This is a genomic window from Sporolactobacillus vineae DSM 21990 = SL153 (assembly GCF_000377985.1).
Taxonomy (GTDB): Bacteria; Bacillota; Bacilli; order Bacillales; family Sporolactobacillaceae; genus Sporolactobacillus; species Sporolactobacillus vineae.
On sequence record NZ_KB899042.1, the window covers coordinates 1 to 12,649 of the forward strand.

At 51.3% G+C, this 12,649-nt stretch carries 11 protein-coding genes; 6 read left to right on the forward strand and 5 right to left on the reverse strand.

What is annotated here, in order from left to right; all coding sequences use genetic code 11:
• The first annotated feature begins 297 nt into the window (after positions 1-297).
• Complete coding sequence (locus D889_RS0100010) at positions 298-1,404, forward strand: site-specific integrase (protein WP_010630874.1); 1,107 nt, start codon at positions 298-300, stop codon at positions 1,402-1,404.
• Positions 1,405-1,458: 54 nt separating this feature from the next.
• Here D889_RS0100010 and mutL read toward each other — a convergent pair whose 3' ends face one another.
• A complete protein-coding gene (gene mutL / locus D889_RS0100015) occupies positions 1,459-3,339 on the reverse strand; it encodes a DNA mismatch repair endonuclease MutL (RefSeq protein WP_010630875.1) in 1,881 nt (626 codons plus the stop codon).
• A 24-nt stretch (positions 3,340-3,363) separates the two neighbouring features.
• A complete protein-coding gene (gene mutS, locus D889_RS0100020; protein WP_010630876.1) occupies positions 3,364-6,012 on the reverse strand; it encodes a DNA mismatch repair protein MutS in 2,649 nt (882 codons plus the stop codon).
• A 141-nt stretch (positions 6,013-6,153) separates the two neighbouring features.
• Here mutS and D889_RS0100025 point away from each other — a divergent pair, with 141 nt between their 5' ends.
• From D889_RS0100025 to D889_RS0100035, 3 genes are all read left to right on the forward strand, one after another.
• Positions 6,154-7,098: an AAA family ATPase gene (locus tag D889_RS0100025; RefSeq protein ID WP_010630877.1), complete on the forward strand. Its 945-nt coding sequence runs from the start codon at positions 6,154-6,156 to the stop codon at positions 7,096-7,098.
• Positions 7,095-7,292 (forward strand): hypothetical protein, encoded by a 198-nt coding sequence (locus D889_RS0100030; protein ID WP_010630878.1) that lies wholly within the window; start codon positions 7,095-7,097, stop codon positions 7,290-7,292. The genes D889_RS0100025 and D889_RS0100030 overlap by 4 nt, the downstream gene beginning before the upstream one ends.
• A gap of 66 nt (positions 7,293-7,358) precedes the next feature.
• Positions 7,359-7,817, forward strand: coding sequence for a DUF58 domain-containing protein (locus tag D889_RS0100035; RefSeq protein WP_010630879.1), 459 nt, complete (start codon positions 7,359-7,361; stop codon positions 7,815-7,817).
• A gap of 77 nt (positions 7,818-7,894) precedes the next feature.
• Here the strand turns inward: D889_RS0100035 and cotE are convergent, their stop codons facing one another.
• From cotE to miaB, 3 genes are all read right to left on the reverse strand, one after another.
• On the reverse strand, positions 7,895-8,440 hold the full coding sequence (cotE, locus tag D889_RS0100040; RefSeq protein WP_010630880.1) for an outer spore coat protein CotE: 546 nt from the start codon (positions 8,438-8,440) through the stop codon (positions 7,895-7,897).
• Positions 8,441-8,551: 111 nt separating this feature from the next.
• On the reverse strand, positions 8,552-8,944 hold the full coding sequence (locus tag D889_RS0100045) for a YlbF/YmcA family competence regulator (RefSeq protein WP_010630881.1): 393 nt from the start codon (positions 8,942-8,944) through the stop codon (positions 8,552-8,554).
• Positions 8,941-10,428: a tRNA (N6-isopentenyl adenosine(37)-C2)-methylthiotransferase MiaB gene (gene miaB / locus D889_RS0100050; protein WP_010630882.1), complete on the reverse strand. Its 1,488-nt coding sequence runs from the start codon at positions 10,426-10,428 to the stop codon at positions 8,941-8,943. The genes D889_RS0100045 and miaB overlap by 4 nt, the downstream gene beginning before the upstream one ends.
• Before the next feature lie 228 nt (positions 10,429-10,656).
• Between miaB and D889_RS0100055 the strand changes: the two genes are divergently transcribed.
• A complete protein-coding gene (locus D889_RS0100055; RefSeq protein ID WP_010630883.1) occupies positions 10,657-11,337 on the forward strand; it encodes a response regulator transcription factor in 681 nt (226 codons plus the stop codon).
• A complete protein-coding gene (locus D889_RS0100060) occupies positions 11,330-12,589 on the forward strand; it encodes a sensor histidine kinase (RefSeq protein ID WP_010630884.1) in 1,260 nt (419 codons plus the stop codon). Before D889_RS0100055 ends, D889_RS0100060 begins: the two co-directional genes overlap by 8 nt.
• The last annotated feature ends 60 nt before the right edge of the window (positions 12,590-12,649 follow it).

Here is a 12,649-nt window from a genome sequence, read left to right on the forward strand (position 1 = left end):
TTTAATGACTGGCGACGGTTCAAAGGCACCGCTCTGGAACCAGGAATCAGCCTGCAGGAACAGGTTAACCGTCTTTTGACAGAATGGGTTCAAATGAAACAAGAAATAGAAGAGCTAAACTATAAGATCACTCAATTAGAGCAGAAACAAACTGGAGAACCTCCATTCTGATCTGGCAATTAACATATCCCTCCTATTTACCAAATATTAGTGGGGGATTTTTAAATGACTAAATGGGGGATTTTTAAATTGACAAATACACAGAAATCAATGTTATCATAACAGGAGGTTTTTATCATGGCCAGCTTTCGTAAGCGCGGAAACAGATGGGAATACCGAATTATGTACCGGGATCCTGTGACGGAAAAATATAGAGAGAAAACAAAAGGAGGATTCCGTACAAAGAAGGAAGCACAAGTTGAAGCATCAGACATTGAAGAGAAAATTTACCTTGGTCAGACTACGATTGTTAAAAGTCGAGACATGCTTATCAAGAATTGGCTTAATGAATGGTTTGAAGTCTATAACGAGGGCATTACAGAAAAAACACGTTCTTACCGCCAGCATTATCTTCAAGACATCATTATCCCCATATTGGGTGGTTACCGCCTGGCGACACTCACTAAAACGAAATATCAGAGATTCATTAACCAACTGATGAAAAAATATAAAAGAAGGACCGTTCAGTCAATCCATTCCATCTTCTGTACAGCCATAAATAAAGCTGTTGAATTGGAAATGCTACCTTTTAACAAATTTCAAAATGTGTCCATTACAACGAAAGACGACGTTATAAAAACTAATTATTTGACCAAAGACGAGGTCAAGACTTTTATGGATGCAGCAGGGACATCACCTTTTCACCATTTTATCATGGTATCATTACTTTTACGAACAGGAATGAGAAAAGGTGAGATGCTTGCTCTCACATGGGGCGATGTCGATTTGATACATAAAAGAATTAAAATCACGAAGTCAAGAGATAATACCGGATGCCATCCTCCTAAGACCGCATCAAGTATTCGGACGATCGCCATTGATGATACACTCATTGCTCAATTGAAGAAATATCAGACATGGCAGAAGAAAGAGCGTCTCAAGCATAAATTTTGCTTTGACTCTGATTATATGTTCACCATTCCAAACGGACGTGAGATGGGCGAGTATGGCGTGAATAAGATTGTTAACTTAATTCTTGCAAAGACAAGCCTTCACCACATCACACCGCACGGCTTGCGCCACACACACGCGATCATGCTTCTGGAGAGCGGTGCGGATATTAAATCTGTAAGCGTACGATTGGGGCATAGTAGCGTTGAATTTACTGCTAACGTTTATGTTCACTTCACACGTAATCTAGAGAAAACAATGCTTTCAAATCTCGATTCGTATCTAGAAAAATAAAAATTACATGGGCAAATTATGGGCTAAGGGCTTATCGGTGGTTCATAAATCCCTTTACTGTACCCGTTTAAACATCTTTTCCATTTCGTAGGGGGTGAAGTGCACCAGGACCGGCCGGCCATGCGGGCAGGTGAACGGATCCCGGGCCCGGCTTAAATGGTCGAGCAGGGCCTGAATTTCATCGGGGCGCAGGTAGTGATTGGCCTTGATCGCCCGTTTGCAGGACATCATTTTCGCCAGTGCTTCCCGGAGTTTCTTGATTGATACTTTGCCGCTCTCAATCAGCTGCTGGACGATGTCCTCGATCATCTGCGGCTCTTTTCCCTTCGGCATCCAGGTCGGATGGGCCCGGACGATCAGTGAACGCGCGCCGAACGGTTCAAAATTCAGGCCGATCTCTTTAAGATAGTCGTGAAACTGCATGACGGTTTCATATTCCGCATCGGTGAACTCGAACGTCATCGGGACGAGCAGTTCCTGGACTTCCCGGGCGTTTTCGCCGACTCTTTCCCGGTAATATTCGTAGTTGATTCGCTCCTGAGCGGCGTGCTGGTCGATAATATAGAGCCCATCCTCGTTCTGGGCAAAGATGTAGGTGCCATGCATCTGTCCGATCGGATATAATTTCGGCATCCGCCGCGGCTTTTCCTGCTCAGCTTCAGGAAGATCAGGAACGTCATTTCCCCTTTCATCCTGAGGCGCACCCGCTTCCGCCGCAGCGGCCATCTGTGAGGCTCCGGGTTCTGCCGTTTCCGCATCATTGGTTCCGTTCTCATGAACCTGTTCGGCAAAAATATTAGGCACAGCAGAAAAGTGCTTCTGCGGTTCCGCTGAGCCTCCTTCACTGGACAGATCCGGGCCGATTGCCACGTCCGGTGAGAAGTCCAGTGACTGCTGCATGTTCTGAGGCCGGGCCTGACGCTCCCTGGTATCAACCGACGGAATCAGCCGTTCGCGATGGAACGCTTCACGAATCGTCCGGGTGATCAGGTCGCACAGATCTTTCTCCTTGCTGATCCGCGCTTCGAGTTTCGCCGGGTGCACGTTGACATCGATCAAAGTCGGATCCATTTTTATATGAATGACGCAGATCGGGTATCTGCCGATCATCAGCAGCGTATGGTAGCCCTCCATGATGCTGTTGAAGATCGGATAGTTGCGAATAAACCGGTCGTTGACAAAAATATAGACGTACTGCCGGCCGGCCCGGTTGATCTGCGGATTGACGGCCAGACCGCTCACGGAAAAATCAAGCGATTTTCCCGAAAAAGGGACAGCCGACTTTGCCGTTCTCAGGCCATAGACGGCGGCCAGCACGTGGGCCGGATCGCCGCTGCCGTTCGTCTGAAACACCGGTTTGCCGTCGTGCGTCAGGAGAAAGCGGACGTCCGGATGGGAAAGTGCCATCCGGTTAACGACATCGGTGATTTTCCCCAGTTCTGTATGAATACTCTTTAAATATTTTAACCGTGCCGGCGTGTTGTAAAAAAGCCGGCTGACGGTAATTTCTGTTCCCTGACGGCTCTCGGTGTGTCCGGACTGAATCACATGGCCGCCCTGCAGCACCAGATGCGAACCGGGATGCGCCCCGTCGGAAGTTTTCAGTTCCGTATAGGAGACGGCAGCAATACTCGGCAGCGCTTCGCCGCGGAAACCGAGTGTATGGATATGGAACAGATCTCTGTCCTGACTGATTTTACTGGTCGCATGCCGTTCAAAGGCGAGTGTGCAGTCTTCGGGGGCGATACCGCGGCCATTGTCCGTGACCCGGATCAGCTTCATGCCGCCTTCTTCGATGTCCACACGTATTGACGTTGCGCCCGCGTCGAGTGAATTCTCCGTCAGTTCCTTTACTACGGAAGCCGGCCGTTCGACCACTTCCCCGGCAGCAATTTTATTGGACAGTGTCACACTGAGCTTCTGAATCACGCCCATATCCGTACCCTCTTTCTGTCTCGCTTATTTCTTCAATTCCTTTTGCAAAGCATACAGCTGATTCATCGCATCCATCGGCGTCATCGTCAAGAGATCAATTCTTTCCAGTTCATGCAGCACTTTCTGTTCATGGCGGCTCAGCTTCTTCTGCTTCTGATTCGGCTGCGGGTCGGCAAAAAGCGCCAGCTGTTCCGGTCCTTCTTCATCCGATTCATCCGGTTCTTCTCGAGTCGCCGCCGCCTGCTCACGAACCAGCGGCGCTGCATCACTGGAATCCGCCGCCGGTTCATGCGTACTGTCTTTCTCATCTTCCAGACGCTTAAGTATGTCGTCTGCCCGATCGATCAGTGCATCCGGCAGACCGGCGAGTTTCGCTACATGGATGCCATAGCTCTTATCCGCCTGACCGGGCAGTACCTTATGAAGAAAAACGACCGTGCCGTTTTCTTCCATCGCCCCGACATGGATATTTTTCAGCCGTTCCAGTTTCTGATCCAGGAAGGTCAGCTCGTGATAATGCGTTGAGAAGAATGTCTTTGCCGAAATGTGCTGATGAATGTACTCAACGATTGCCTGAGCGATGGCGATGCCGTCATAGGTCGAAGTGCCGCGCCCGATCTCATCGAGCAGGATCAGGCTGTTCTGGGTCGCGTGGGTCAGCGCGTACCGCGCCTCATCCATCTCGACCATAAACGTGCTCTGTCCCGATACCAGATCGTCCGCCGCCCCGATCCGGGTAAAGATCTGGTCGAAGATCGGCAGAACGGCCTTGTCGGCCGGAACGAAACAGCCGATCTGCGCCATGATTGCCGTCAGCGCCGCCTGACGCATGTAGGTGCTCTTGCCGCCCATGTTCGGTCCGGTGATCAGCAGCATATCGCAGGACTTGTCCATATGAATGTCATTGGCAACAAATGCGCCGTCCGCCATGACTTTCTCGATCACCGGATGGCGGCTGTTCTTGATTTCGAGTGTCCGGTCTTCTGAAAATTCCGGACGGATATAATTGTTGCGATCACTGACCGAGGCAAAGCTTTGCAGCACGTCGAGTGCACTGACCAGCCGGGCCAGCTTCTGGAGCGGCGCCGCATAGCCTTTGATCTTCATCCGGACATCATTGAACAGCTGCATTTCGAGACTGACCCGCTTTTCCTCAGCCTCAAGAATGATCTGTTCTTTTTCCTTCAGCTCCGGAGTGATAAAGCGCTCCGCATTGGACAGCGTCTGCCGCCGTTCATAGCGCCCCTCGGGGATCAGTTTCAGATTCGGCCGGGAGACTTCAATATAATAGCCGAACACGCGGTTATAACCGATTTTCAGCGATTTGATTCCGGTTGCCTGGCGTTCCCTTGCCTCCAGTTCAGCGATCCAGCGTTTCCCGTTTTTCGAGGCATCACGATAGCTGTCCAGTTTTTCATTGTATCCTGAACGGATCATCCCGCCGTCTCCCGTGGAAAACGGCGGATCGTCAACGATCGCCCCGGCGATCAGCGACCGGACCGGTTCACACGGATCCATCTGCGCGCCGTAAGCATGCAGCGCTTCATCGGGAATTTCGTCAAGCGTTTTTTTGATGCCCGGCACCTGGTCAAGTGACCGCTTCAGCTGCAGGACTTCACGCGGATTGACATTGCCGAAGGAGACACGGCCGACGAGACGTTCCAGATCATAGACATCGTTCAGCAGTTTACGAAGCGTCTCGCGTTCCAGCATATGTTTTTTCAGCGCAGATACAGCATTCAGCCGGTCTTCGATCTTTTCCCGGTTCAGCAGCGGTTTCTCGATCCACTGCTTCAGCCGCCGCCCGCCCATCGCCGTCCTGACGTCATCGAGGAGCCAGAGCAGCGAGCCGTAATTCTTTTTCTCCCGGTTCGTCCGGGTCAGCTCCAGATTGCGCCGCGAATGCGGGTCGATCATCATTGAAGCGCTGATCTGATAGACATCGGCCTGCTGGAGATGATCGAGCGACCGCTTCTGTGTCCGAAGCAGATAGTTCAGCAGCCGGCCGAGCGGAGACAGCAGCTTCTCCTGGTCAATGCCGGAAACGATTGCCTGCAGCTGTTCCGGAACCTGCTCGCTGGCATCTTCTGAAATGGTGACATTCAGCCTTTCGGTCAGCCAGCTCTGTTTCTTCTTATCAAAAGACGGATCGAGCACAATCTCGCGCACATCATTGGCGTCCAGTTCTTCGACGACGCCGTCCCAGCCGGCGATCATCGTCACTTTCGTCTCGCCGGTCGTCAGGTCGCTCATCGCATATCCGTAAGAGCCATCGGAAAAAGCGCTGAGCGCCGCCAGATAGTTGTTCTTTTTCGGCTCAAGAGAATCGTCCTCCATAACCGTTCCCGGTGTAATCATCTGGATGACGCCGCGTTTGACCATGCCCTTGGCCAGTTTCGGATCTTCCATCTGTTCACAGATTGCAATCCGGTAACCTTTGTCAATCAGAACTTTTATGTATTGATTCACCGCGTGATGCGGCACCCCGCACATCGGAATATACTCATCCTTGCCGCCGGTGCGCGACGTCAGCGTAATTTCCAGTTCTTTCGATGCCTTCAGCGCATCGTCGAAAAACAGCTCATAGAAATCGCCGATCCGGTAAAATAAAAAAGCGTCCGGATACTGCGCTTTTACCGACAAATAGTGTTTGATCATTGGTGTATAACTCATCGACACGTCCACCCCGGAATCCTTTTATCCATCATTTAATTATACCACATGGAGCCGGCGCAACGAGCTTTCATCGCGATTCGCACCGCCGGCGCCGAGTCGTGCTATAATTAAAAAAATTATGTAAAAGGTCGGATTCGAATGATCAGAGCGCTTGAGCAGCTTCAGAAAACTATTGGCGGGGTTCTGGTTGGAAAAGAGGCGCTCGTTGAGAACATCATGATCGCCCTGATCTGCCGCGGCCATATCCTGATGGAGGACGTCCCCGGTACCGGAAAAACGATGCTGGCCAAAGCCCTCGCCAAATCCATCAAAGGGACATTTCGACGGATTCAGTTCACCCCCGATATCCTCCCCTCCGATATTACCGGAATCAATTTCTTCAACCCGAAAACCCAGCAGTTTGAAACGCGGCCCGGACCGGTGATGACCCATATCCTGCTTGCGGACGAGATCAACCGGGCCACGCCGCGTGCCCAGTCCAGTCTGCTCGAAGTGATGGAAGAGCGCCAGGTGACGATCGAAGGACGGACGCTGCCGGTGCCGAAACCGTTTATTGTCATTGCCACACAGAATCCGATTGAATCTTCAGGGACCTTTGCCCTTCCGGAAGCACAGATGGACCGGTTTTTCATGCGCCTGCACACCGGTTATCCGTCGCTTGCTGAAGAGAAGCGGATGATCCGGCTCTACCGGGAACAGGACCCGCTCGAACATCTGGAACCGGTCTTTACGCTGGAAACCATTCTGGAGCTTCAGGCAAAAGTACGTGAGATTCGGCTCGACGAATCTGTCGAAGATTATCTGCTTAGGATTATTCAGGCGACCCGAACCCATGAGTGGACCGCGAGCGGAGTCAGTCCGCGGGGGACACTCGCACTGATGCGCGGTGCACAGGCACGGGCATTTCTGAACAGCCGCGACTACGTTGTTCCTGAAGACATCAAAGCAGTCGCGCCGTACATACTCCCGCACCGGCTCGTCCTGTCGATGGATGGGGAACTTCATACGACCAAAGAGAAATTGATCGCGGATCTGCTGGACAAAGTCGACGTACCGGTGGAATCGGGAGCGCGGCGCCAATGAACTGGTCGGTCAGTGGTCAGAAGACGCAAGTCCGCACACTTTTCCTCTATTCCGGTCTGACGCTGTCCGTGCTTGGATTTCTGACCGGCACTTCGGTCATTCTTGCCGCCGGTATCTTTTTCCTGCTGGCGTCTTGCGCTGCAAAATATTATCTTTTCTATCTGATTCGCCATCTGGCCCTTGTGAATAAATAACTCAGTGTCAGCCTCTCCGCCGGGGAAACGGGGACGCTTGTCCTTCAGTTTGTCAGCAGTGCCCGTTTGCCGTTCTATTCTGTCCGCGGCCGGATCACCGGTGAACCCTTGTTTTCTTTCTCGGAGCATCGTGAGCAGGATACTCAGGAATTCCGCTTTCGCATGACCGTCCCGGCGATGAAGCACATCGCCGTCTCCTGTCCTGTTTATGCCCTTCGGCGCGGGACGGGAAGAATCCGCGTGCTCGAACTGAAATGCGAGGATCCGTTCCGCATATTCGGCTGCACGCTGACGCTGAATGACATGGTCAAAAGTAAGATCATTGTCTATCCGAAGCCGAAATCCGTTCAAAACAGCCGAAGGCGCATTCATGATTGGGTGGGGCCCTCATTTGTTCCGCGGTCCCTGTTTCATGATGAAACTGCGCCGGCGGGGACGCGGGATTACCAGTCATCGGATTCGTTTCGCCAGATTCACTGGAAAGCCAGTGCGCGGCTCGGCAAAGAGTGTGACTGCTGGCGGTGAAATCTATGGACTGAATCTGCAGGACGCAGAGCTTTTCCAACTTAGCTGCTGAAAAAAGAGCGAAGGCATGCCTTCGCTCATTCGTCTTCATCAGTCAGCAGTTCGGAATCCAGACCGCTCAGCTCTTTATCCAGATCATCTTCTTCTTCGATTTCTGTTTCTTCCAGTCCTTCGCCTTCGACCTGGACCTTCACTTTGGTATCGCCGATGACCTCGACAAGAAATTCACGTTCCACTTCGGCTTCGACCTTCGTTCCGTTCGACGAGATCTTCGCTTCCAGGCAGTTCGGTTCCTGGAGCGGCCGGCAGGTGACCTCCACCTTGTCGGACACCAGATTCTTGTCACGCAGCGTCAGCCGGACTTTATCCCGGTAACTCACCGTATCCACAGCGACCTCTGTCCGTGTATTGTTGTTATAGGAGTACCACGTGTTAATGTCGTAGGTTCCTTCGACAACCACCGCATCCTTCTGATAGTGCGTCTTGTATCTATGGTTGATGACCCAGCATCCGAGGATGTTTGAGGGCTTATGTGCCGGTGTTACGGAATGTGTGGACCGGCCCGATTTCTTACCTTTCCCGCAAATAGCCCTGGTAATAATTTCTCTGTATGCGTCTGCCAAAAGATTAAACCTCCTTTGCCTTCTTCACTGACATGTTATGCAAGGCAAATGACACGTGTGAAAAAAACTCTCCGCAAGAGCGGAGAGCTGAAGGCAGAGGCAAGTGTCCCGTTAAAGTTCATCGTGACGCTGTCCGTCATCATTTTCTTCGGAAGCTTTTTCAATCTTATGGGAAACCAGATTGACGATTAACTGCAAAAAGTCGTTGATTTCTCCCTGTGACTGTTTGAATTCCTGAACAACCGGGATCGCATCGAGCTCTTCCTGCAGCCGGCTGATGACGGCTTCGTTTTGTTTGTAGGCTTCATGTTTCTGATAGTGCTGAAGGTTCACCGATTCCTTTTGATGCTGCTTAATCGCGTCAACAAGCTGCTGCACTTTCTGGTTGCCGCTGATCTTGGCTTCAGCCTGTCTGTAGAAACGCACCTGATCGGTTGATCCGAGATGGTTTGCGACTTCTCTGGCTCTGGCAATGATTTCGTCGCTTGAGTAGTGCCTGCTCATTTTCCGGCGACCTCGGGTTCACGCTGCCATTCGCCGTCCAGCGACCACATCTTTGTTTCAGTGATCTTCACGTTTACCAGCTGCCCGATCAGCGACTTCGGTCCGACAAAATTGACCACTTTATTGGTCCTCGTATGCCCCGAAAGGACCTGATCATTTTTCCGGCTCGTACCTTCGACAAGCACCTCAACCACCTGATCCTGATATTTGGCATTGCTTTCTGAAGCATACTGATCGATCAGCCGGTTCAGACGCTGCAGCCGCTCTTTCTTCACTTCCATCGGTATGTTGTCTTTCATCCGTGCCGCCGGAGTGCCTGCGCGGGGTGAATAGATAAAAGTATAGGCACCGTCAAACCGGCACTCTTTCACGAGCGACAGTGTGTCCTCAAACTGCGCTTCCGTTTCGTTCGGAAAACCGACGATAATATCGGTGGTAAACGCCGCGTTCGGTACCGTATTTTTAATTTTATGGAAAAGATCAAGGTAGCGTTCACGCGTATAGCCGCGGCCCATGATCTTCAGAATATCCGAATTTCCCGACTGAACCGGGAGATGGATGTGTTCGCACAGATTGCCGCCCTTGCCGAGCACTTCGATCAGATGATCGTCAAAATCTTTGGGATGGCTCGTCATGAACCGGACCCGTGGAATGCCGATTTTTCTGATTTCGTCCATCAGATTGCCGAGTCCGTAGTGGTCAAGATCTTTCAGGTCTTTCCCATAGGCATTGACATTCTGCCCGAGCAGCGTCACTTCTTTATAGCCGCGGCGCGCCAGATCACGGACTTCACTGATGATTTCCTCCGGTCGGCGGCTGCGCTCCTTGCCGCGAGTATACGGTACGATGCAGTACGTACAAAATTTGTCACAGCCGAACATGATATTGACCCACGCCTGGAAATGGCCGTGACGGGCAACAGGCAGGTTCTCGACAATGTCCCCTTCCTTGGACCACACCTCAACGACCATTTCCTTGCTGAACAGGGCTTCCTGAAGCAGCTGCGGCAGTCGGTGTATATTATGCGTACCGAAGATCAGATCGACCTGAGGATAAGTACGAAGCACCTTGTTGACCACCGTTTCTTCCTGGGCCATGCACCCGCACAGGCCGATAATCAGACCTGGTTTTTCCAGTTTCAGCGGTTTCATACGTCCGATGTGCCCGAAAACGCGGTTTTCTGCATTCTCGCGGATCGCGCATGTGTTGACCAGAATAACATCCGCAAGGGCCGCATCCTCAGTCGGCCGGTAACCCATGGCCTCAAGAATGCCGGCCATCACTTCCGAATCTGCCTCATTCATCTGACAGCCGTATGTTTCGATCAGATAGTTCTTGCCTTTGCCGATGGTTTTCATTTCTTCCGGAATACTGAAATTATTTATTATATGAACCGGTTCTCTGCGGCGCCGTCTGGCGTCTTTCAGAGAAGGCGGCTGAAAGTATTTCGAAAAATCAACCTTGCTGAATGTTGATTTGCCCACTGCTGTTCCTCCCTAACCTGGCTGTTCGTCAGTCTGAAAATTCCCGACAGTTTCTCCTGCCCCCGGACGAACAAACTTGTAAAATATTCATTTATCAATTATAGCAAAGTGCTGAAAGCAATAAAAGCAAGCCGGCTGTGAATCGCACGGCTCGCCGTGCGTTTACGCCGTGTATGCCGTAAGGATTATAATAAAATTTGGAATCATGATGAAAATGAGGTTAAATCAATGAAAATTTTAATCGCCGAGGATGACCGGCGGCTCGGAAAACTGATGGTCAAAATGATGAAGCGGGAACAGTTCACCGTCGACTGGGTCGAAGATGGGGTCAGTGCCAGAGATCAGGCACTGTCGGGTGACTATGATGTGGTCATCCTTGACTGGATGCTGCCCGGGATGGACGGTGTGACGATCAGCCGATCGCTCCGTGAAGAAGACTACAGCGGTGCGATTCTGATGCTGACTGCCCGTGGTGAGCTGGATGACCGCGTCAGCGGACTGGACGCCGGTGCTGATGATTATATGGTTAAACCGTTTGCCTTTGAAGAATTGTTTGCCCGGATCCGGTCGCTTTCCCGGCGGAATTTCTTTCCGGTGGACCATAATGTCTTGAAATCCCATGACCTGACGATTGACCTGCAAAACCACATTACAAGACGCGGGGAGGAAACGATTCCGCTGACGCCGAGGGAATTTCAGCTGCTCGTCTATTTTGTGAAAAATCCCGGCCGCACCCTGTCAAAAGACCAGATTATCGCCAGGGTATGGGAGGAAGAAAGCGACGTGACATTTAATACGATGGAAGCTTTCGTCAAACTGCTTCGAAAAAAACTGGGGCAGACCAAGCGCAACAGTTATATCAAAACTGTCCGCGGATTCGGGTATATGTGGGTGGACGATCATGTTTAAACAGCTTCAGAGGAAACTGAGCCTGACCTACAGTCTGACTTTCTTTCTGACAATGGCCGCCATCTTATTTCTGCTGTTCTTTCTTTTTAAGAGCATGATCTATCAGTCTGTCCGCTGGCAGGTCGACGATCTGGCCCGTGACCAGGCGAGTGAGTTTTCAGAAACGCAGCGTCTTGAAGGAGGCCCTTTACGGCGTTCCGTATTTCTGTCTGCCTATCTCTCCAGCCAGGGAAAAGATATCCTTTATAAAGGATCACTGCGGAACCGGATGAGAAGCGAACTGATCGGGCGGCTGAAACACGGAGAGAAGACCGGGCTGCTTTCAGCCCAAGAGCCATCGGGAAAGACGACCCTGATCGTCTACGCGATGGAGCCGGTGCGCCATGATGGAAAAACATCCGGTTACATCGTCATTGCCAAAGAAATCCTGAAGACGCATGAACAGATTGAATTCTGGTTTAAAGTATTGTTTCTGCTTGGCGTTGCTACGGCGATTCTGTCCGTGATCATCGCCCACTTTCTGGCTCGGCGTGCCGTTGCTCCGGTGAAAAAGAATTATGAGCGGCAGCGTGCGTTTGTCGCCGACGCCAGCCATGAGATGAGAACGCCGCTCAGTGTGTTCTCCGCGTCACTCGAGTTTTTCGAAGCCGAAGAAAAGGATCGCATGTCGGTCTCTTCGAAGGAAACGCTTCAGGATCTTAAAGACGAAGTCGCTGATATGAATCATCTGATCAATCAGCTGCTGACGATGGCTAAAGCGGGTAACCGACCGGCAACGGAGAACCTGAAACATTTTCCGCTGTCCGAAGCGGTCCGCACAATGAACATCTATTACAACCAGAAAGCCTCCGGTGAGGGAAAAAAATTCAGTGCACACCTTCCGGAACAGGAACTGATGCTGCATGCCAATCCGGGGGAGATCAAACAGCTGCTGACCATCTTTCTTGATAACGCGTTCCGGTACACGAAAACAGGGGATCACATCCGTCTGAAGATCTGGGCGGACCAGGAGACGCGTCAATTCTGTTTTACGGTCGCCGATACCGGCATCGGGATACCGGAAGATGCCCGCAGACATATTTTCGAACGGTTTTACCGCGTTGATAAAGGACGGTCGCGGCAAAACGGCGGCTCCGGTCTTGGGCTGTCCATTGCCCGTGAAATTGTCGACGCCTATAAAGGATCCATTAAAGTCGATGGAAATCACGGCAGCGGCACTGTTTTCACCATCAGACTACCCGTATTAAGCTGATCCGGGATATTCAGTTTCTTTTCAGTTTTCTTTAGTAATCTGGCTAAGGAAAATTAAAGG